The sequence below is a fragment of the Streptomyces cathayae genome (assembly GCF_029760955.1).
In the GTDB taxonomy this organism is placed as follows: domain Bacteria; phylum Actinomycetota; class Actinomycetes; order Streptomycetales; family Streptomycetaceae; genus Streptomyces; species Streptomyces cathayae.
The window spans coordinates 87,138-106,392 of sequence record NZ_CP121683.1 but is presented as its reverse complement, the minus strand read 5'-3'; the positions used below and the strand labels follow the sequence as shown (position 1 = coordinate 106,392).

General features: G+C 69.3%; 19 protein-coding genes and 3 pseudogenes. 10 read left to right on the top strand and 12 right to left on the bottom strand.

What is annotated here, in order from left to right; all coding sequences use genetic code 11:
* Window positions 1-30: 30 nt before the first annotated feature.
* Window positions 31-789 (bottom strand): hypothetical protein, encoded by a 759-nt coding sequence (locus PYS65_RS34630; RefSeq protein WP_279337789.1) that lies wholly within the window; start codon window positions 787-789, stop codon window positions 31-33.
* A 54-nt stretch (window positions 790-843) separates the two neighbouring features.
* Here PYS65_RS34630 and PYS65_RS34625 point away from each other — a divergent pair.
* A pseudogene (locus PYS65_RS34625) lies at window positions 844-2,023 on the top strand (IS3 family transposase).
* A 9-nt stretch (window positions 2,024-2,032) separates the two neighbouring features.
* Here the strand turns inward: PYS65_RS34625 and PYS65_RS34620 are convergent.
* The gene (locus PYS65_RS34620) at window positions 2,033-2,275 is read right to left on the bottom strand and encodes a hypothetical protein (protein ID WP_279331605.1); all 243 of its coding nucleotides are present in this window, start codon (window positions 2,273-2,275) and stop codon (window positions 2,033-2,035) included.
* Between the two features lie 271 nt (window positions 2,276-2,546).
* On the opposite strand from PYS65_RS34620, the gene PYS65_RS34615 reads away from it, so the two are divergent.
* On the top strand, window positions 2,547-3,344 hold the full coding sequence (locus PYS65_RS34615; RefSeq protein ID WP_279331604.1) for a DEAD/DEAH box helicase family protein: 798 nt from the start codon (window positions 2,547-2,549) through the stop codon (window positions 3,342-3,344).
* On the top strand, window positions 3,326-4,270 hold the full coding sequence (locus PYS65_RS34970; RefSeq protein WP_341483725.1) for a Helicase associated domain protein: 945 nt from the start codon (window positions 3,326-3,328) through the stop codon (window positions 4,268-4,270). The genes PYS65_RS34615 and PYS65_RS34970 overlap by 19 nt, the downstream gene beginning before the upstream one ends.
* 28 nt (window positions 4,271-4,298) lie before the next feature.
* Here PYS65_RS34970 and PYS65_RS34605 read toward each other — a convergent pair whose 3' ends face one another.
* Both PYS65_RS34605 and PYS65_RS34600 read right to left on the bottom strand, forming a co-directional pair.
* A complete protein-coding gene (locus PYS65_RS34605) occupies window positions 4,299-5,222 on the bottom strand; it encodes an IS3 family transposase (protein WP_279331602.1) in 924 nt (307 codons plus the stop codon).
* Complete coding sequence (locus PYS65_RS34600; RefSeq protein WP_279331601.1) at window positions 5,219-5,527, bottom strand: transposase; 309 nt, start codon at window positions 5,525-5,527, stop codon at window positions 5,219-5,221. Before PYS65_RS34600 ends, PYS65_RS34605 begins: the two co-directional genes overlap by 4 nt.
* A gap of 405 nt (window positions 5,528-5,932) precedes the next feature.
* On the opposite strand from PYS65_RS34600, the gene PYS65_RS34595 reads away from it, so the two are divergent.
* Window positions 5,933-6,208: a helicase associated domain-containing protein gene (locus PYS65_RS34595; RefSeq protein WP_279331600.1), complete on the top strand. Its 276-nt coding sequence runs from the start codon at window positions 5,933-5,935 to the stop codon at window positions 6,206-6,208.
* Here PYS65_RS34595 and PYS65_RS34590 read toward each other — a convergent pair.
* The 3 genes from PYS65_RS34590 to PYS65_RS34580 all read right to left on the bottom strand — a co-directional run bounded on the left by PYS65_RS34590 (window position 6,190) and on the right by PYS65_RS34580 (window position 10,488).
* Window positions 6,190-6,960 carry a hypothetical protein gene (locus PYS65_RS34590; RefSeq protein ID WP_279337791.1) on the bottom strand — a complete coding sequence of 257 codons (771 nt, stop codon included), beginning with the start codon at window positions 6,958-6,960 and terminating at the stop codon, window positions 6,190-6,192. The two genes, PYS65_RS34595 and PYS65_RS34590, sit on opposite strands and share 19 nt — an antisense overlap.
* Window positions 6,961-7,277: 317 nt before the next feature.
* A complete protein-coding gene (locus tag PYS65_RS34585) occupies window positions 7,278-8,687 on the bottom strand; it encodes a hypothetical protein (protein WP_279331598.1) in 1,410 nt (469 codons plus the stop codon).
* 775 nt (window positions 8,688-9,462) lie between these two features.
* Window positions 9,463-10,488 carry a hypothetical protein gene (locus tag PYS65_RS34580; protein WP_279337792.1) on the bottom strand — a complete coding sequence of 342 codons (1,026 nt, stop codon included), beginning with the start codon at window positions 10,486-10,488 and terminating at the stop codon, window positions 9,463-9,465.
* A gap of 365 nt (window positions 10,489-10,853) precedes the next feature.
* On the opposite strand from PYS65_RS34580, the gene PYS65_RS34575 reads away from it, so the two are divergent.
* Window positions 10,854-11,309: a hypothetical protein gene (locus tag PYS65_RS34575; protein ID WP_279331597.1), complete on the top strand. Its 456-nt coding sequence runs from the start codon at window positions 10,854-10,856 to the stop codon at window positions 11,307-11,309.
* A gap of 266 nt (window positions 11,310-11,575) precedes the next feature.
* Here the strand turns inward: PYS65_RS34575 and PYS65_RS34570 are convergent, their stop codons facing one another.
* Together PYS65_RS34570 and PYS65_RS34565 are read right to left on the bottom strand one after the other, a co-directional pair.
* Complete coding sequence (locus PYS65_RS34570; protein WP_279337793.1) at window positions 11,576-12,187, bottom strand: hypothetical protein; 612 nt, start codon at window positions 12,185-12,187, stop codon at window positions 11,576-11,578.
* Between the two features lie 220 nt (window positions 12,188-12,407).
* The gene (locus PYS65_RS34565) at window positions 12,408-13,508 is read right to left on the bottom strand and encodes a hypothetical protein (RefSeq protein WP_279337794.1); all 1,101 of its coding nucleotides are present in this window, start codon (window positions 13,506-13,508) and stop codon (window positions 12,408-12,410) included.
* Between the two features lie 97 nt (window positions 13,509-13,605).
* On the opposite strand from PYS65_RS34565, the gene PYS65_RS34560 reads away from it, so the two are divergent.
* The 4 genes and pseudogenes from PYS65_RS34560 (at window position 13,606) to PYS65_RS34545 (ending at window position 16,903) form a co-directional block, all read left to right on the top strand.
* Window positions 13,606-13,869 carry a helix-turn-helix transcriptional regulator gene (locus tag PYS65_RS34560; RefSeq protein ID WP_279338260.1) on the top strand — a complete coding sequence of 88 codons (264 nt, stop codon included), beginning with the start codon at window positions 13,606-13,608 and terminating at the stop codon, window positions 13,867-13,869.
* 171 nt (window positions 13,870-14,040) lie between these two features.
* A complete protein-coding gene (locus PYS65_RS34555) occupies window positions 14,041-14,907 on the top strand; it encodes a DUF6083 domain-containing protein (RefSeq protein WP_279337795.1) in 867 nt (288 codons plus the stop codon).
* A 3-nt stretch (window positions 14,908-14,910) separates the two neighbouring features.
* Window positions 14,911-15,387, top strand: a complete 477-nt coding sequence (locus PYS65_RS34550) for a hypothetical protein (RefSeq protein ID WP_279337796.1) — start codon at window positions 14,911-14,913, stop codon at window positions 15,385-15,387.
* A pseudogene (locus PYS65_RS34545) lies at window positions 15,384-16,903 on the top strand (UvrD-helicase domain-containing protein). Before PYS65_RS34550 ends, PYS65_RS34545 begins: the two are co-directional and overlap by 4 nt.
* A gap of 125 nt (window positions 16,904-17,028) precedes the next feature.
* On the opposite strand, the pseudogene PYS65_RS34540 reads toward PYS65_RS34545, so the two are convergent.
* From PYS65_RS34540 to PYS65_RS34530, 3 genes and pseudogenes are all read right to left on the bottom strand, one after another.
* A pseudogene (locus PYS65_RS34540) lies at window positions 17,029-17,400 on the bottom strand (transposase); the annotation flags it as partial.
* An 81-nt stretch (window positions 17,401-17,481) separates the two neighbouring features.
* The gene (locus PYS65_RS34535) at window positions 17,482-18,201 is read right to left on the bottom strand and encodes an IS6 family transposase (protein WP_279338259.1); all 720 of its coding nucleotides are present in this window, start codon (window positions 18,199-18,201) and stop codon (window positions 17,482-17,484) included.
* A gap of 49 nt (window positions 18,202-18,250) precedes the next feature.
* The gene (locus PYS65_RS34530) at window positions 18,251-18,469 is read right to left on the bottom strand and encodes a hypothetical protein (protein WP_279337799.1); all 219 of its coding nucleotides are present in this window, start codon (window positions 18,467-18,469) and stop codon (window positions 18,251-18,253) included.
* A gap of 278 nt (window positions 18,470-18,747) precedes the next feature.
* On the opposite strand from PYS65_RS34530, the gene PYS65_RS34525 reads away from it, so the two are divergent.
* The gene (locus tag PYS65_RS34525; RefSeq protein ID WP_279331595.1) at window positions 18,748-19,236 is read left to right on the top strand and encodes a MaoC family dehydratase; all 489 of its coding nucleotides are present in this window, start codon (window positions 18,748-18,750) and stop codon (window positions 19,234-19,236) included.
* The last annotated feature ends 19 nt before the right edge of the window (window positions 19,237-19,255 follow it).

Below are 19,255 nucleotides of genomic sequence, written 5' to 3'. Positions count from 1 at the left end.
AGGGAAGGCACGTCGAATCCTCCAGCGACGTCAGGGGGAGGGGAGCGCGTGCCTGGTGGCCTTGCTCATCTCGTCCCTGATCCACTTACTCAGTGGCTGACCGCTGCGCACCACCGTGAGGTAGTCGTGCGCAAGAGGACGGTGCTGACCGTGCCAGATGGCCAACGGCCCGGCCAACCTGTAGCCGTACCGCCGGCTGACCCGCGGTAGCCACTCCCGGTGCTCGGCTTTGCTCAGCGCACCGCTCAGGCGCCGTACTTCCAGCCAGGCCAGATCCCAAGTCAGCAGGGCCAGCCAGCCGAACTGGGCCAGCGGCCGCACCCGCTGCTCACCTAACTCCACAGCCAACTGGTTCCACTGCCTCACTTTCTCGGGCCTGTACGGACAGCCGGAGTGCGCCAGGATGGAATACGCGTCCGCCTGCACCCACCGTGCGGCGACGGGGCCCAGGCGTTTCACGACCCGGTTCAGACGCTGCTGAGCCTGCACGACCTCACGCAGAGGACGGAGATCGATATAGGGACGCCGGATGCTGCGCGAGTTGTCCGTCCACCGCTGATGACGCAGACACACATGCCACGGGTCGGGCAGGATCAACCACGCCGGAGAGCGGGTCCCACGCTGCGCCGCACACAGGGAGCAAGCCTGGACGACGTAGCCGGCCCGCGCGTCCCACGGCCATTCCCAGTCCTCCACCGCACCGGCGGGCATAAGAAACTCATCGCTCAGACTCACCAGGCGCTTTTGCATCTCTGCCACGGTCCGCCCGGCCAGATGGGACTGCTGCACGGACAGGTGACACCTGACCTGGCTTGCTGAGAGGCGGCCTGGAAGGATGTTGCAGTGCCCAAGCCGTATCCGAAGGAGTTCCGCGAGGACGTCGTGCGGGTCGCGCGCAACCGCGAGCCCGGCGTCACGCTGGAACAGATCGCCGCCGACTTCGGCGTCCACCCGATCACGCTGTCGAAGTGGCTGCGCCGCGCCGACGCCGAGGAGGGCGCCGGGCCCGCACCAGTGTCGGGTGAGTCGGCCGAGCTGCGCGAGGCCCGCAAGCGCATCCGGCTCCTGGAGCAGGAGAACGAGGTGCTGCGCAGGGCTGCGGCGTATTTGTCGCAGGCAAACCTGCCGTCAAAATGATGTACCCGCTCGTCCGCGAGCTGGCCGCCGCCGATGCCCCTTGCCGGGTGCCGGTGGCGGTGACGTGCCGGGTACTCAATCTGACCCGCCAGCCCTACTACCGGTGGCTGGCCTGCCCGGTCACCGATGCCGAGCTGGCCGAGGCATACCGGGCCAACGCCCTGTTGAACGCGCACCGCGACGACCCGGAGTTCGGCCACCGCTTCCTCCTCGACGAGGCCCGCGCAGCCGGTGAGCCGATGGCCGAGCGGACCGCCTGGCGGATCTGCCGCGACAACCAGTGGTGGAGCGCGTTCGGCAAGCGCAGAGGCCGCGGGAAGACCGTCAAGGCCGCCCTGCGGTCCACGACGACCGGGTGCGGCGCGTCTTCACCGCCGACGGGCCGAACCGGCTGTGGCTGACGGACATCACCGAACACGCCACCGGCGAGGGCAAGCTGTACCTGTGCGCGGTCAAGGACGTCTACTCGGGCCGCATCGTGGGCTATTCCATCGATGCCCGGATGAAGTCCAGCCTCGCCGTGAGAGCCCTTGAATCCGCCGTCGCCCGTCGCGACCAGGTCGCAGGATGCATTGTGCATTCCGACCGCGGGTCGCAGTTTCGCTCACGGAAGTTCGTCGCAGTTCTCGCACGTCACAGCATGATCGGATCGATGGGGAGAGTCGGTGCCGCCGGCGACAACGCGGCCATGGAGAGCTTCTTCGCGCTGCTGCAGAACAACGTCCTCGACCGCCGTACCTGGGCCACCCGCCAGGAGTTGCGGATCGCGATCGTGACCTGGATCGAGCGCACCTACCACCGACGCCGGCGCCAGAAACGCCTGGCCCGATTGACCCCCGTCGAGTACGAGACCATCATGACCCCAGCCGCAGCCCTGGCTGCATAAACCCCGCTGTCACCCGATCATGCAGCAGTCCCGATTGGCCAGCCGCTCGCGGGCATACCGGCTGACATACATCTCGGTGTACTGCGCGTCCACCGGCATCGGGCCGCTGCCCATACTGGCCAGTACCGCCTCCACCGGGCGTAGATTGCGGGCGGCCAGCCGGGTCACATACGAACCCGTCGACTCTCCTTGCAAAAACCGCAAACCCAGGTGCATCCGGCGCCGTCCCAACAACGGGTCCCGCCCCGTCATGGCACCCTCCCCACGCAGCGTCCGGCCGGCCAACTCCCTCATCTAACTCCGACCGAACCCCGCCGGCCGCCACCGACCAACCATCTGAACAAAACCGGCACCCGCCCGACCCCGGCGCTGATCACATATCGCGCCCACCAGGTCAACCATGGCCATCTCCGGTCGGAACCGCCCGAGCGCCGGAGCACCTGCCACACTGCCCCGAGGAAGAAGCACGCGGCCCCTGGGCCCGCAGGCACCGAGTTCGGCCGAGAGGGAATCGGAGCGCCGCATGTCTGGCCGTGCTCAACTGCGCCCCCACCAGGAAGAGGCCATCGAAGCGGGAGCGCATGCCCTCCTGCACCGACGACTGCCCGCCGCAACCATCGTCGCCGCCTGCGGCACCGGTAAAACCCTCATCGGCAAGCGCATCGCCGAACACTTCGCACCCCGCGGCCCCGTCCTCGTGGTCGTCCCCACCCTCGACCTGCTGACACAGACCGCAGCCCGCTGGCTCGCAGACGACGGCTTCGACCAGCTCATCGGCGTGTGCTCACTGCCCGGCGTGTACGACCGCAGGCTTCGCGGCCATCTCGCGCTCATCTCCAGCCCCCAGGCACTGGCGAGCCGCGTCGCCTGCGGCGGCCGCACCGCCGTCTTCGCCACCTACGACTCCCTGCCCACACTGGTCCGGGCCCACCAATCCCACCACCTGCCCAAGTGGGCCTTTGCCCTGGCCGACGAAGCCCACCGCACCAGCGGCAACTGGGACAAACAATGGGGACTCATCCACGACGACCGCGCCGTCCCTGCCGCGCACCGGCTCTACATGACCGCAACCCCCGCAACTGGCGCATCCCCGCCCGGCCACGGCAGGCACACCCCCGCCTCGTGCGACTCGCCTCCATGGACGACCCCACCGTCTATCACCTCAGCCTGGCCGACGCCATCGAGCGCGGCATCCTCGCTGAATACCAGCTCGTCATCCCCGAAGTCCGAGACCGCGGACTCCTCGACGTCCTCCACACGGACCGGCCCACCCCGCACCTGGACGGCCTGCGTCTGGCAACGATGCAGGCGATGCTGCTGACCGCCATGGCCGAACACGACGTCCGCACCATCCTCACCTTTCACGGCCGTATTGCCGCCGCCCGCGGCTTCGCCGACTCCCTGCCCGAAACCGCCCACGCCCTCGCCGACCACACCGGCATCCGCAACCCCTGGGCACGCGCCCTGTACACCGGCCAGCCGCCCTGGCAACGCCACGCCTACCTCCGCGAGTTCACCCACTTCTCCCCCCTCACCCCCGGCAGCGCCGCCGACCGTCATGACGGCGCCGTCCTGTCCAGCGTGCGGGTGCTGTGCGAAGGCGTCGACGCCCCCGACACCGACGGCATCTTCATCGCCGACCCCTGCCGCAGCCCCGTCAAGATCGCACAGACCATCGGACGAGCCCTGCGCAAACCCCCCGGCCAGGCCAAACGCGCCTCGATTTTCCTCCCCGTCTACCTCGCCCCCAGGCAGAAGCTGCACGAGGCGATGGAGTCCTCCGCCTTCTCCGACTTCTGGGCCTTCTTCAACGGCCTGGCCGTCTACGACAGCAAGCTCCACGAGCGCTTCAGCAGCCACAAGAAGCGGCGGCTGCAACCCGTCCCAGCCCGCCCCCACCGTGCCGCAGAAGTCAACCGCACCCTGAAACTGCTCACCCACAAACCCCGCAACAACGCCTTCTGGGACAACGGCTGGCACGCCGCCCGGGCCTTCCACAGCCAGCACGGACACCTGAACGTGCCCAGCGAACACGTCACCAGAAACGGCCTGGCCCTCGGACAATGGATCGGACAGCAACGCTCCCTGTACGCCGCAGGCGCACTGCCCATCGAACGCATCGCCGCCCTGACCAGCCTGGGCATCTCATGGCCCCACCCGCCCGAGAGCTTCGAACACCACCTCAACCGCGCAGCAGCCAGCGCCACCCGCCACGGCACCCTCGCGCTCGGCAAACACGCCCACTGAGGTTCCCCCGTTGCTCGGGAGGGGCTGATCAGCTGGTCAGAGCGGGTTGGCGGGGTTTCAGGTTCACTCGTTCGGACGCTGCCTGCTCGGCGTAGTGCTTCTCTTCGAACTCGACGGGGCTGAGGTAGCCGAGGCGTTTCTGGATGCGCCGACTGTTGTAGAACCCGTCGATGTACTCGAAGAGCGCGAGGTTCGCCTCGGCCCGGGTGGCGAAGGTGCGGCCGCGGAGGCCCTCGGTCTTGATGAGCATCCAGAGGTTCTCCGCCAGGGCGTTGTCGTACGAGTCCCCGACGGAGCCCATGGATGCCTCAATTCCTGCCCGCACCAAGCGTGTTGTGAGCTTCACGGACGTGTACTGACAGCCGTGGTCCGCATGGTGAATCAGCTGGCCGGGCTCGACCTCCCGGGACGCGAGGGCGTACTCGAGGGTGGCCAGCACGAGGTCGGCGTCCGCGTGGGCGGAGGTCTCCCAGGCCACCACCCGACGGGAGAACGCGTCCCTGATCGCCGACAGCCACAAGGGTCCCTCAAGGGTCGAGATCATGGTGAGGTCGGTGACCCACAGCCGGTTCGGCCTGTCGGCGGTGAAGTCGCGCCTGACCAAATCCGGGGCGAGGTCGGCGTCCCGGTCGCGGCGGGTGAAGCCCTTGCCCGTCCGGCGAGGACTGATCCCGGCGAGGCCGGCTTCGCGCATGAGCCGTTCGACTCGTTTGCGGCCGACGTAGACGCCTTCGCGCTTCAGGACGGCGTGCACGCGGGGCGAGCCGTAGATTCCGCCGGAGTCGGTGTGGATCTGCTGGATCTGCCTGGTCAGCTCGGTGTCCCGGCGGTGCCGTTCGCACGGCTCCTTCTTCGCCCGGCGCCAGCGGTAGTAGGTGGAGGAAGGGATGTGCAGTTCCCGGAGGGTGGGCTCGACCTCCAGGTTCTCGTGCTCGTCGAGGAGCGCGGTCACCTGGGCCGGGTCGGGTCGAGCTGTGCCGCGAAAAAAGCCGAGGCCGTCCGCAGGATCTCGTTGGACCGCTTGAGCTGGGTGTTCTCCTTGCGCAGCGCGGCCAGCTCGGCGCGTTCGTCGCTGGTGAGCAGGTCGTCGCGTTCGCCGGCGTCGGCCTCGGCCTGGCGGATCCAGCCGCGCAGGGCCTCATGATGGACACCGAGTTCCTCGGCCATGCGGCGGATCACGGGCTTCGGCTCCGCAGTGCGGTACATCCGCACCGCGCGCTCACGCAACTCCAGTGGGTATTTCCTCGGGGCAGGCATCAGCAGGGCTCCTCTCTGTGAGTCCTACCTGACCTGCTGTCACCATTCTCCGCATCTCGGGGGAACCTCACACAGCGGCGACCGCCGAATCGCCGCCTGGCTGGAGACCATGCGACGCCGCGCCGACACCGGCCAGCTCGCCCCCGCCCGCATCGCCTCCCTCCAAGCAGTCGACCCCTTCTGGAACCCACCCTGGAGCCTGCGCTGGCAGTACACCTACGTCCAGATCCGACGCCGCCTGACCAGCAGCGACTGGCGATGCGCTTACCACCGCCCCGCCGACCGCGACTCATCCTGGGACACCTGGCTGGATCGCCAGATCAACGACCACCACCTCCTCGACTCCCAGCAGAACACCTGCTGGATGCCCTCACCCGCGCATGCCCCGACGCCCACCCCCACAGCATGCTTCTCACCCGGCCCGCCAACGTACGCGCCCGCGCCTTCAACCGCGGACTGCGAGCCGCCCGCCAGTACCACGCCCGCCACGGCCACCTGCAGGTGCCGGCCGACCACGCCGAAGACCTCGACGGCACACCTGTCCGCCTCGGCGCCTGGCTGCTACGCCGCCACCGCGACCGTGCACAGCTGACCCCCGAGCAGCAGACCGCGCTCGAAGTCCTCGGATTCCACACACTGCCCGTCTTCCTGGCCCCCGCCCCCTACGACGCCGCGGCATGACCCCCTACGTGCCCGGCAGCAGGCCGGTCAGCCACCAGGCTCAGGCCCGCAGCACCGCCGACCACGGCCACGGCATCGGCAACCGAATACAACACCCGGCCACCGCGCCTACGCCGCTGAACCCGCTCCTGCCCCACGAGCGCCTCCAGTGCCCGCCGCATGGCCGGCTCCTTGAGCCTCCGGCCCGGATGGGCCCGGCGCAGTACAGCGGTCACCTCGCTGGAGGACAGTGGCCTGGCCTGACACCGCAGTTCCTCAACGATCAGCTCCCGCAGCTTCGGCTCCTTGGCCGCGGCCAGGCCAGCAGACGGCCTCACTGCCGACCCTCGCGGCCCGGACGCCGCGTCGCCCAGCGCACTGGCACCGGCAAAGGCGGCCGGGCCATGAGCAACGACGGTGCCACTGTCTGCCACCGCCAGCGTCGTCAGCTCCTGCTGCATACGCGTCAGCCACGCGTGTTCTCTGTCCAGGGCCCGCAGCCGGCGGTGTAGCGTAGCGAACTCCTCTTCGATCCGCTGGCGTTCCACCGCAACGCCTTCCAGGTCAGCCGCCAGCATGGCTGTGTACCGGGCACGCAACGACGAGGACACCACGACGGGTTCTGGCATGAATCCGCCCTCCACCACATCAGACGAGGCCGTCCCCGACGTTATCGACGCATCTTGCACTGCCCCCTGAAAGCCCGCAACGAACCGGTATCCGTCCACAACAGCTCGCTCCTGAAACAAATCCGTCCTCGACACGACCACCATCAGACGCAGATGACGCGTTGAGGACCGCACGAGTCTCGTTCATGCTGCCGACCTACTGGGGTAGGGCCGCGTAGCTGCCCTACGCGGCGGCAGCTACCGCCACATGCAGATTGCTACTTCTGCGGTACAGCACAGTGACCGATACCGACGCAACGGCCGGACACCTTCGCACAGTTCCCGGCACTTGTCCGCGTGGCGGTATGTCCGCTCCACAGAGCAAGCCGCGACTGCCGCAGAGACCCCGCGTTTCCCCATGTGGTCGGTGCGGTCTCTCAGCGCCGTTGTGCAGCAGTGTTCCGGTGGGGGCGTGGCAGGGTTTATCGGCTGCCCGGCGGCTTCGGCCACGGGACTCCCGCGGCGGCTGCGTCCAGCAGGTCGCCCAGACGCAGCCAGGCGGTGGGCCCGGATTGGGTGGCGGGGCAGGCCGCGAAGCGGCCCCAGGCGTCCTGGTCGGTGCCCAGGGCCTCGCGTACGGTGGCGACCACCGCAGGGTGCGCGGTTCCGTGGCGGTCGCTCCGGGCGCGCAGCGCCGACCAGGCTGGCAGGGCACGCACGAGTGCAGGGCCGGCCTCCGGTCCAGCCAGGACCAGGCGGGTCCAGGCCTCACGCCAGGAGGGTCCGCCTCCGAGGTTCGTGCGCAGACGCTCGGTGAGAGGAAGCAACACCGTGTCGGGGGAGCTGTGGCGGCGCAGCACTTCCTCGAAGTCGTCGTGGGACCGGTATCCGCTGGCGGCGCAGGAGAGAAGGGCCTTCTCCACGAGAGAGTCGTCGCCGGCATGCCGGTCCAGGTAGTCACTCAGCGCCTGCGTCTGGATGCGGGCCAGGTCGCGCACGGCCATTTCGTCCGGGGCTCCGAGCGCGGTCCAGCGGCGGTCCGCGCCGGCTGCGGGGGCAGGATCGGCGAGGACACGCTCGATTGTGCCGAGGATCTCCTGGAGCTCGCCTCGCTCGTCATGACGTGGCTGGAGACCTGAGCGGCGATATCTCAGCCGCTCGCGCGCGTCGCGGACGATGGGAAGGACCCCGGCCTTGATGTCCTCGGTGATGGTCGGAAGGCGCAGCACCATGTCGCGGACCCAGGCCACCTCGCGCGCGGTTATCCCCCAAGAGCGCTTCTTAGGCTCCCAGTACGGCAGGGCGCGGGCGGCGGTCTTGGCGAACTGCGCGGCGAGGTCGGTGAGCATAGCGGTGGACGCCTGCCAATGGACAGGCCGGTATCCGTCTTTGGCCTGCGTGGGGTTGAGGAGGTGGCGCCAGGTCCCTGAGGCCGCGCGCTGTACCCAGGTGACGGGGGCGCAGCACCCCATGTCGAGCAGCGTGGTGCTCTTACAGCGCAGGGCATGGTGGAAGGGCACCTGCTCCTCGTCCGTAAGGGCGGACAGGTCCGTGGCGAAGTGGTCCAGGACCTGCTGCTCGTCCGATCCGGCGCGGAGCATGCGGCAGCCCCGGGCCAGCAGCACCTCGAAGGAGAAACGCTCAAGGTCGGCCTTGGCGAGCTCGGCCAGCAGCGCTGGTTCGACGGCCCATGGCAGACTGCCGAGCAGCTCGTCGCAGATCACCCGCTCAGCGTCGGTGCCGACAGCCCACGCTATGAGCTCCCGGTGACGCTGCGGGTGCCGGTCGAGCACCTGACGCCACATGCTCTGCCACGCTTCGTAAGCCTGTTTGTACTGCTTCCACTCGTCGCCGGTGTCGGATCCCTCGCCCACTTCTTCGGGGTCAGGCACGGTGGGCAGCGTGTCCCGAGCGGCTTCGAACACCAGAGTGTGCAACGGGCCTTGCCGGAGTACGGTCTGGGGCGGAGTCGGCTTTTGGAGCAGCTGCGCAGTCATGGGCAGCGGTGCGCCGCTGCGGGTACGCAGCTCCGCAGCGACCGCGGCGGCGAGGCATTCACCAGCACGCGGCGTCCCGAGCAAGCCCAACTGATCGATGGTGCATCGCCTGAGCGTTTGCTCCCGCAGGGAGGTCGGGCACGACGGGTGCTCGAGGGCGGCCGCGACCAGTCCCGGCCGCGGACCGAAGCCAGACGGATCCGCTTCGGCCTCTGGACCTGCCGCCACGGCTGCCTCCAGAAGCCATGAAGGTGCCTCTTGCGCATACGGGCCCGACAGCAGAGCTTCCATGAGGACTGACTGGTCGTACCGAGGCTGCGCCGTCCCGACCTGCTGTGTCGCCAGTTGCACCACAGGGTCGTCCGGGCCGCAGGCGGCCATTGCAGTAAGGAGAAATTCCAAGGGGAGCACAATGCTGGAATCTTGGCCGGTCACGGGTTCTTCTCCGTCGCATCTTGTAGGGCTGCTCGGTCGGCATGCTGCCGTACGTCACCGACATTGGCTGCGCTGGCACCGGCGCAGCCGCGCTGCGCGGTCCGCTGCCTTGCTTTCAGGCCCTGATGTAGGAGGCGTCCGCCTGACCTCATTCCGCTGAAGCGTCCGGTTGCCGACTGGCCCCGGCCCCATGAGCTGCTGACTTTGATACGCGTGCGGCGTGAGATCCCGGAGACTATCGCCCGGGCCGGGTCCTGCACTGGAACGCGGCGCGGCCTTCTCCGACGGAGTCGGTCGAGCACAGGGACCACAGGCTACGCAGACTGTCTACCAGCAGCTGGGCGGGACGCGATCCCGGAGGGTGCGCCCGGCGCGCGGTGGTCCATTCCACGAGCATGCGGCCCGCCATGCGGGCCATCCCGGCAGAGTTCACATCGAAGTGGCGGTAGCGCCCCTCCGACGCCATGTGCCACATAGCGTCCAGAGACTCTCGCACCTGCTCCCGCAGGGACTGCAACTCCTCGTCGGCCAAGGCCAGGAAGGTATCAAGCCGCTCCATGCCGGACGTTTCGCTGCGCTCTGCGAGCTGTTCGCTGTGACAGTGCGCTGCGAGCAGCCACGCTGCCCGGGACCGCTCGGGCGGTCCGGCGAACGCCATGGCTGCGCGCAGGTCCGCCATGAACACGCTGTCGTGCGTCGGCAAGGCCGGCGCGTTCAGCCAGATGAGCACGCCGCAGACGCGTTCGTCGAGCTCGGCGCGCGATGCTGTCGCCAGGTCGCGGCGGCGTCGGAGATTGTCTCTCATCTGCTGGACGGCCGCTTGGTTCTCCATGTCCAGAAAGGCTGCGGCTTCTGCCCAGTTGTACCAGGGTTCCTCCTGGCCGCGGTGCTCCGCCGGGATGCGCTCCAATGCCTCATTGTCTCGTTTCCGGGCCATGCTGTACTGAGGGAAATAGGCCTTAAGCAGGGCTGCGCGCACGGGATCGAAGGGCACCGGCACCTCGTTGAAGAACGCCAGAAGTGCCAGGTCGTCGTTGGTTCTGCACAGCGGAGCACATACCAGGAGCCCTGCAACGAGGGCGGCTGTCTCCGGTGGGTAGACCTTGGTGTTGCCGATCTCCAACTGCGTGTCCGGTCCAGGCCGGGGGATCAGCCCGGCCGTGCGCCACCGTTCCAGTTGGTAGGGGCTCAGCTTCAGGCCGGATGCGGCTGTGATTCGGATCAAGTGGCGGTCTGCCGCACTGGGTTGAGTTCTCACCATAGGCTCAACGTACGGAAGGGCGTTCCGAAGTCCTCGTAAGTGAGCGCGGGGCGCTGGACGTTCGCGGCTTCGAGCCGGGTCGGGGAATGTCGTGTTGCCGCAGCGGGCGGGGATGGCATGCCCTGTGACAGGCGGGGCGGCGTGGCCGCCTGCTCGATCCGGCGCAGACAGCACGCTGGGCCCGATGTACCTGCCCGGCCCCAAAAGAAACGAAAAGAAATCAAACAAAGTCAAGCCATCATGCATTGTGATGAATCGGCGGTAATGGGTGGCGACCTCGCGGCTGACCTCCCCATCCTTGGACGGTGACCACATATCCGGGTACGCCCCGTGAAGCACTCCAGCTGCCCGCCATCAACCTCAGCGTGACCCATGTCGGCCTGGATACCTCACGCCTCGGGAACGTCCGACAGCAAGGCCGCCAGACGGAGATCACACTCAACAGAACCCGAGCCGTCCTGATCGCCCTGAACGCCGTCGGCGGCGCCGAACAGGTCCGGCAGCTGAACGAATTTTTTGCCTGGCCCCTATGGCGAGGAGCGGCCATCCCGTCGGTCAGCCCCGAGTGGACGGCAGTTTTCAGCACCGCAGCCAGAGCCCTGGAGGGCATCCACGGTGCCGCTCCTCAAGAAGGCAAACCGATGATCATCCGCCCTGCGGTCTGCGACCGTCTCACCGACGCGATGTGGGAGATGCTGCAGACGCAAAACTGCGTCGTGCTGTGTACGGGCGTGGCCGGCGACCCCACTGCACCGCAGCTCGGAGCCGCCGCCAGCGATGGAAGCCTCCACGCCGCCCTTGCACGAGTGATCCTGCACTGACCTGAGATTTGCCCGACGATAATCTCAGATCTCCTCGGCCCACTTCGCCATCGGACGCCGCGGATGACCTGTCTCGGGATGCGCGGCACCCTGCCAGCGTCTCATCCGGCATCGATAGCCAGCTCCCATCACCCGGAGAGTAATACATGGGCTGAACTGCCTTTTGTGCCGCGCAGGCTGTTGAGTTGATGGTGCGGCGCGCAAGGCGAGTCCGGGGCTCGGGTGGCGGCAGACGGAGGCGGGTGACGAAAGAATGCCCCCGTGTTTCAGCGGTCGGCGTCTGCGGGGCGCTTCTCGGCCTGGGCGGCGGTCGTGGGCTCCGGTGCGGCGGGGGCGGTGTAGAAGACCGAGGTGCCCTGCTTGGTGCGCTGGGCCTGGCTCTTGGCCACGAGTCCTTCGAGCGTGACGCGGACGACCTTGGTCTTGATGCCGCGCTCGGGATGGGCCTGGCCGAGCGCGGCGGAGATCTCGGCGGCGGAGCGCGGTTCGCTCTGCTCGGCGAGGTGGTGGCGGATGAGGTCGACCAGGGTGGGCCGGGCCGTCTTCGCCGTGCCGGACGCCTTGGCCGCGGCCTTTTTGGCGGCGGGCTTCCTCGCCGTCCGCTTGCCGGGCTCGGCGGCGGCTGCCTTCCGGGGAGAGGGCAGGGCGGCACTGTCGGGCCCGGCTGCGGGCTTGGCCGGCGCCGTGGTGAGGCCGAGTGCCTGCTGCACGCTCACCAGCACGGTGTGGTCCTGCCGCAGGGCGGTCAACCGCTCCTGAAGGGCGGTGATTTCCGCCCCGATGCGCTCCTGCTCCTGGACGTTGCGTTCGAGGTCGCCGGTCACCTGGGCACGGTATTGCGACGCCAGTTCGGTGGTGGGGGCCTGGGTTTTTGGCATGACGGGGCCTTTCGTCGGCTCGCCGGCCACGCCGCCGGGAGGTGTCGGTGTGTGCGCGTGGTCGGGGAGCGGGCTGTCCGCGCACTGGACTGTGTGCGGGACCGCGGGGGCTGCGGCCTGCGCCAGCGTAGACCCGGCAACGGCGGGGGAACCGGACGTTGCTGTCGAGAGCTGTCTGCCCCTGGCTCTTCGAGAGGGGGCGGTTGCCTGCCGGCCGGTGTCAGTGTCCTGGCCGGGGCAGTGTTGGTAACTGCCAGGAGATCTCGTCGGTTTCCCGGTCGTGCTGCCAGCCGGCCAGGGTCTGCGATGCCACCAGCCGGTCGAGGAGTTCTGTGGTCTGCTGCGGGGAGTGCCCGCACAGTCGGGCGAGGATGTCCATCTCGACGCGGTGTTCGGCGTGGGCGGAGGCGTGTGCGGCCAGCACCAGGGCGGTCAGCCGCAGTGCGGGTGGCGCGGCCGGCAGGGCCAGGGGTGCGGGGTGCAGTGCCCAGTGGGCGGCGCGGCGGCGGGCGCGGCGAGTGGGTGCCTGGTCCAGGGCCGCGGCATCGAGCAGCCGCAGCTGTACGGGTGCCGATTTGAAGTCCGGCGGTTCCAGCCAGCCGACGTGGGCCAGTTCCTGCCACAGTTCGCGGTGTCCGCGCAGGCGCATGCCGCGCAGCAGGCCTACCGGAAGCCGGACCCGTGCGCGGGTGTCGGTGCGCAGGGCGCATTGCAGGGCCAGGAGCCGGGCGGCGGGGGAGGTGAACCGGGGCAGCGCGGCGGCGAGGTAGGTGAGCGTCTCCCGCACGCGCACCTGTTCCTTGAGCCCTGGACGAAACCCGGGGTGTGCGGGGGCTGGTCGGCCGGGGGAGGGGTGCGGCCGGGAGGAGCCGATCAGCGTGTCGGGCACGGCGGCGGTATGGCTGGTGGCCGCCGCGCAGGCCGCGCAGGTGTCGGCCAGTCGCCAGGTGCGGCCGCTGCGGTCGCGGGTGAGGGCGAGCAGTACCGGCCCGGCACACCCGCGGTGCCGCGGATGCCACCAGCAGCCCTGCGTTCGGCACTGGCAGCTGCGCAGGTACGTCGGCAATGCGTCGGTGCGGGCATGGCGGGCCAGATGCGTCAGGGCGGCGGATCGTGCGGAGGCGGCCTCCAGGGGAGCGGCAGGAGGAGCGCAGGAGAGGCAGGCGAGCGTCAGGCCGCCCGCTCGCGGACGCAGCTCCACTGTCCAGATACGCCGCACCGCGGTATGCGCGCCGGCAAGCCTCATCGGCTGGTCGTCCTCCCAACTGTCCGTACTGCGATGGCCGGTGCCCCGGCGCCAGGAGGCCGGAGACGGACGCACGGTAGTGCGGATCCTTGTACCGCACGTCACCCGCTCCCAGTAAATAGTGCAGAAATCTGCACTGACAGGGCGGATATCCGAACCTTCGGATGGTGGGGTGACGATCTTGCCGCCCGACCCCGACACCACCGCACTGCGCCTCCAGCTGGCGCGCCTACGGGTCGAACGCGGCTGGAGCTTCGACGAACTCGCCAGCCGCAGCGGCCTGGCCCGGCGCACCCTCATCGACCTCGAACACGGCCGCGCCGCCGGCAACGTCGCCACCTGGCACGCCCTCGCCCACGCCTTCGACGTGCCGATCGACCACCTGCTGGGCGCCCTGTGCTCCGACCACACCCCGCCCGGCACCCACACCCCCTGACACCGCCCCCTCCGCATAAAGAGGGAGCGCAAGGAATCACCCGAATCGACGAGCAGACACCGAACGCCCGATCGCATACCGGCTGATCCGTTCGGGCGCGCTGGGCCGGCCGGGGGACATCCCCGCCGCAGCACCCCCCATGACCGCGTGCCGCCTGGCACTTTGCCCGCCATGCGCCCCCACTCCACCCCCGGCCACCACTGGGACGGCAGCCCCCGCCCCCGCCAGCCCCGCCGCTCCCTGCAGGTCGCCGCGCACAGCCCCAGCCGCCTGCTGCGCGCCGGACAGACCGGCCGCTGCCGCAGCTGCGGCAACCGCATCGACTGGCACCAGCGCACCGACCACCGGCCCATCGCCCTGCACCCGGCGGAAGTCGCCACCGCCGACGTGCCCGAAGCCTGCCGCTGGCACCTCAGCGGCGGCATCGCCCACCCCCATGACGACGGCAGCGGCTGGTGCCGCATCCCGCACGCCGCCCTCTGCCCCCGGCCCACCACACACCCCCGCGCCACCGATCCCCGCCTCATGGCGCTGCGCCGCCAACTCGCCGTGCGCTCCCGCCGCCTGATCGACACCGGCACCTTCACCCCTGCGTCCCCCACGCCCGCCACCACGCTCCCGAACACCGACCGTGACCGGCCGGTCCGACCCGTCGTGCGAATTCTCCTGACGCATTACCTCGGCGAAGGCCCCGTCGCAGACATCCGCTGCATCGCCCAGACCCGCCAGCGCCACCGCTGCACCCAGCCGATCCTCGACCCGGCCCACCCGGCCGGGCGCTGGACGCTGCTGCCCATCCAGCCCCACCGCGGCCAACTCGCCCTCCCCGGCGGAAGCATGGCCGTCTACGATCTCAACCACCTGCCCTACGCCGAGCAACTGCGCTGGCGCGCCCAACGCTGCACCACCCACACCGCCGCCCCCGCCGCTGCCGACCTGGCCCTGGCCGACTGGCAGCCCCTCGACCCGCTCCTGCACGCCGCCCACCTCCACACCCGGCTGCCGCACCCCGCGCCGCCCCAGCCCCACCGGCGGTGAAAAATGCCGCACCACGCCCTGGAGATCACCCTCACCCGCCCCCTGAACCCGGCCGAACTCGACGCGGCCTGCCGCAGGATGCCGCTCGCCGCCAACTGCGACACCACCCGCCTGATGGCACTCGTACCCGCCAAGACCCCCGACCGGGCCGCCCACCGGCTGCGCCGACGCCTCACAGACCGGCTCCCCCTCGACGTGATCACCACCCACTACCCGGACGCGAGCGGACAGGTGCTGCTCAACCTCGCCCTCCCGCCCGCCGCACACACAGCCCTTCAGACGACGGCCCTCCAGACCGGACAAAAGCCCGAGCGCCTCCTGGAACGAGCCGTCCACCGGGCCCTCGCCGAGCACACCGATCACGAAGTGAAACGCCTCGAGCACGACGTACGCCGGCTTCTCGCCCACACCGCCCCCGCCCACCTCCTGGCCGCGATGGGGCACGCACTCACCCGAACCCCCCAAGGACCCACGCCATGAACCCGACCGACGAGCAGACCGCCGCAGCCGACGCCTTCACCACCGGCGACCACCTGACGGTCCAGGCCGGCGCGGGCACCGGCAAGACCACCACCCTGGCCCTGCTCGCCCGCACCACCACACGCCGCGGCCGCTACCTCGCCTACAACCGCGCCATCGCCCAGGACGCCGCGGCCCGCTTCCCCAAGAACGTCCTGTGCAAGACCGCCCACGCCCTGGCCTACGCCGCCGTCGGCCACCGCTACACCCGCCGCCTGAACGCACCCCGCCGCCCGGCCTGGCAGACCGGACAAGCCCTCGGCCTCACCAAAGCCCTCCGCATCGGCGACCGCGACGTCACCCAGAAGGCCCTCTCCAACGCCACCCTGCGCACCGTGATGCGCTTCTGCCACACCGCCGACACCACGATCACCCGCCACCACGTCCCCCGCCTGCGCAACCTGGAAGACAGCGACCTCCACACCCAGCTCTCGCCGCCCACATCGTGCCCTTCGCCCACAAGGCCTGGGCCGACCTGCAGCACCCCGACGACGGCGCGGTGCGCTTCGACCACGACCACTACCTGAAGATCTGGGCCCTCACCCACCCGAAACTCGAAGCGGACTTCCTGCTGCTGGACGAGGCCCAGGACACCAACCCCGTCGTCGAACAGATCTTCCTTCACCAGCGCGGCCACGCCCAACTGGTCATGGTCGGCGACTCCGCCCAGGCCATCTACCACTGGCGCGGCGCCAAGGACGTCATGACCGGCTTCGACGGCACCCAGCTCGCCCTCTCGCAGTCCTTCCGCTTCGGCCCCGACCTCGCCGCGGAAGCCAACCGCTGGCTCCACCTGGCCGACGCCCCCATCCGCCTCACCGGCACCCCCACCGTGCCCACCGAACTCGGCCCCATCACCCGCCCGGACGCTGTGCTGTGCCGCACCAACGCCGGCGCCATGGCCCAGGTCATGACCCTCATGGCCGCCGGATACTCCGTCGCCCTGGCCGGGGGAGGAGACAGCCTGCGCACCCTCGCCCTCGCCGCCCGCGACCTCAAGGAAGGCCGCCGCACACACCACCCCGAACTGACCCTCTTCCCCTCCTGGGGCGACCTGCAGGACTATGCCGCCCACGACCCGGCCGGACGCGACCTACAGCCCCTGGTCCACCTCGTCGACACCCACGGCACCGAGGCCATCCTCACCGCCGTCGACCACCTTGTCCCCGAACCGCACGCCCAGGTCACCGTCTCCACCGCCCACAAGGCCAAGGGGCGCGAATGGCCCTGTGTGCTGATCGCCGACGATTTCGAGCGCACCCAGGACAACCACTTCGGCGATCGCACGGGCGTTCCGGCGCCGCCCGGCCCCATCGACGGTGCCGAAGCCCGCCTGGCCTACGTGGCCGTCACCCGCACTCGCCGGCGCCTGGATCTGGGAGGCCTGTCCTGGATCCACGGCCACCCCGATCTGCCAGAACCGCCCTCACAAAACGAGACTCCTGCCCGGGAACATCTGCCGGACTCGCACGGTTGAAAGGAACGTGGTGGAGGGGACAGTGTCCCGGGCCTCATCTATCGCCTGCAGGGACGATCGTTCGGCTGAAGCCCTGCAGAGCCTTTCGCCGCGTAGGCGACCGCCCTTCACGCCACACATACTGATCAGTCCCGCTCCGGCTGAGTGCCGGGCGGGGCTGACTGCTGAGACGACCTGGCTCGTCGCGGCTTAGGTTCTGTCTCTTCGGTCAGCGTCGTGTCCGGCCGGTTGAGGATGCCCGCGAGGTGGAGTGCGGCCTGATAGGCGATCGCGAGCTTGTCGGTTCGTGTAGCCAGGCCGCGCCACTGCTTGAGGCGGTTGATGCACCGCTCGACGGTGTTCCGCTGCCTGTATGCCTCGCTGCCGAAGCCGGGCGGACGACCACCGAGTCGGCCTCGCCGCAGGCGGTGGCCGACTCGGTCGGACGGCTGCGAGATGACCGCACGGATGCCCCGGCGTCGCAGCTGGCTGCGGATGGCACGTGAGGAATACGCGCGGCCGGGCGTTGTCATGTTGTTGGGTGCGTGACTGTCTGATGGCGCGTCGGGGCGTGGTGGGCTTGCGCTTCGGGCCTGGGGTCAGGCCGCGGCGGGCCGGCCGGCAGCGCCGGTGATCTGGTCCCAGATCGCGAAGCGGATAGTCATCTCGGCTCGGTAGCCGGAGGCTGTCATCAGGTGGCGGTGGGGCCTGAAGTGGGGCGAGATACCGCCGAACGCGGACAGGAACCGCTGCGCCCCGCCGACGGAGCGGAAGCCTTTCATCGCGCGCTCGCGCTGCCTCGTCGGCTGATGACTGTTTTCGGCCCGGTTGTTCAGGCCCTGGTGACAGCGGTGCTCGACGGAGGGCATCGCCTCGCGGTGGGCGGCGCCGGAGGAGCGGAGTTTGTCGGTGACGATCACTCGTGGCACCGACTGGGTGGCCTTCATCAGCTTCCTGAAGAACCGCTTGGCCGCGGCCTTGTCACGGCGGTTCTGCACGAGGATGTCCAGCACGATCCCGTCGGCGTCCACCGCCCGCCACAGGTACTTCCGCTCTCCGTTGATCTTGATGAAGACCTCGTCCAGGTGCCATTTGTCCCCCGGGCGGGGGCGTCGGCGGCGCAGTGCGTTGGCGTAGGACTGCCCGAACTTCAGGCACCACCGCCGGATGGTCTCGTGGGAGACGAGCACGCCGTGCTCCAGCATCAACTCCTCGACCTCGCGGAAGCTGAGCGGGAAGCGGTGGTACAGCCACACGCAGTGCGCGATGATCTCCACCGGGTACCGGTGACCCTTGTACGACGGCGGCGCGGACGACACGAGCGAACCCCTCCCTGGCACGACCAGCTCCAAGATCGTCTCAGGCCGGTCAGCCAACGTGACAATGCCCTTCCGGCAGAGCCGGGCGTTCCGGAGAGAACGGTTGCATCCACTTCTTCTTCGCCGGATGCTGGTGCCAGGCCAGCAGGGTGAGCGGGGAGACGATCCGGTGCCCGCGCAGGGCTCGGGGCAGCAGTCGGGCGAGCGCGGCGAGCAGCGCCCGGTCCGGCCAGCCGGGCTTGGGCGCGGAGACCTGACGGCGCAGCACCGCGACCTCGTGCCGCAGGATGAGACTTGGCGTTCTTCGCCGAGTAGGGTCGACACAGCAGAGCGAGCCACGCGAAGATCCGCGTGGCGAGCAGATAGATCATGGTGCGGACGACTCCTCGGGCTCCCGGTCCCGCCGCGCCGGACCTCTTGAACCGGTGGTTGAGCTTGCGGCAAAAGAGATACCATCTAGTCGGTATGAAGAAGAGGAAGGCCCTTCCCGTGCACGTCGTGACCCGGTCTGGTTCATGACGACCCAGTCGGAACGGAGCAGAGAAGATGAGACCTCCCCGCCGCACCACCATCGCCGGCCCGAAGCAGCTCCTCGACCTCGTCGGCAAGGATCTCGGGGCCAGTGAAGTCCAGGTCGTCACCCAGGCAGAGGTGAACCAGTTCGCCGACATCACCAAGGACCACCAGTGGATCCACGTCGACGTGGAGCGGGCCAAGGCCGGACCCTTCGGCACCACCGTCGTCCACGGGTTCTTCACCCTTGCCCTCGTCCCGAGGCTCCTCCAGGACATCCTCGAGGTCAAGGAGTTCTCCATGGGCGTCAACTACGGACTCGACCGGGTCCGGTTCATCCGCCCGCTCCCGCCCGGCACCGAAATCCAGGGCACTGCGACGCTGGTGTCCGCCGAACCGATCCCCGCAACCGACGACAACCCTGCCGAAGGCGTACAGGCCAAGGCCTCGGTGGTCATAGAGTTCGCGTCCGAGTCCCAGCCATGCTGCATCGCGGAAATGCTGTTCCGCTACTACGACTAGGCACCCTCCCGAGGAACAC

What these genes read in the sequence shown, in the direction of transcription:
- PYS65_RS34620 (WP_279331605.1), bottom strand. Translation starts at nt 2,275, where the DNA reads ATGACGGGGCGGGACCCGTTGTTGGGACGGCGCCGGATGCACCTGGGT.
- PYS65_RS34615 (WP_279331604.1), top strand. Translation starts at nt 2,547, where the DNA reads ATGTCTGGCCGTGCTCAACTGCGCCCCCACCAGGAAGAGGCCATCGAA.
- PYS65_RS34970 (WP_341483725.1), top strand. Translation starts at nt 3,326, where the DNA reads ATGCAGGCGATGCTGCTGACCGCCATGGCCGAACACGACGTCCGCACC.
- PYS65_RS34600 (WP_279331601.1), bottom strand. Translation starts at nt 5,527, where the DNA reads ATGCCTGCCCCGAGGAAATACCCACTGGAGTTGCGTGAGCGCGCGGTG.
- PYS65_RS34595 (WP_279331600.1), top strand. Translation starts at nt 5,933, where the DNA reads ATGCTTCTCACCCGGCCCGCCAACGTACGCGCCCGCGCCTTCAACCGC.
- PYS65_RS34590 (WP_279337791.1), bottom strand. Translation starts at nt 6,960, where the DNA reads ATGGTGGTCGTGTCGAGGACGGATTTGTTTCAGGAGCGAGCTGTTGTG.
- PYS65_RS34580 (WP_279337792.1), bottom strand. Translation starts at nt 10,488, where the DNA reads ATGGTGAGAACTCAACCCAGTGCGGCAGACCGCCACTTGATCCGAATC.
- PYS65_RS34570 (WP_279337793.1), bottom strand. Translation starts at nt 12,187, where the DNA reads ATGCCAAAAACCCAGGCCCCCACCACCGAACTGGCGTCGCAATACCGT.
- PYS65_RS34555 (WP_279337795.1), top strand. Translation starts at nt 14,041, where the DNA reads ATGCGCCCCCACTCCACCCCCGGCCACCACTGGGACGGCAGCCCCCGC.
- PYS65_RS34550 (WP_279337796.1), top strand. Translation starts at nt 14,911, where the DNA reads ATGCCGCACCACGCCCTGGAGATCACCCTCACCCGCCCCCTGAACCCG.
- PYS65_RS34525 (WP_279331595.1), top strand. Translation starts at nt 18,748, where the DNA reads ATGAGACCTCCCCGCCGCACCACCATCGCCGGCCCGAAGCAGCTCCTC.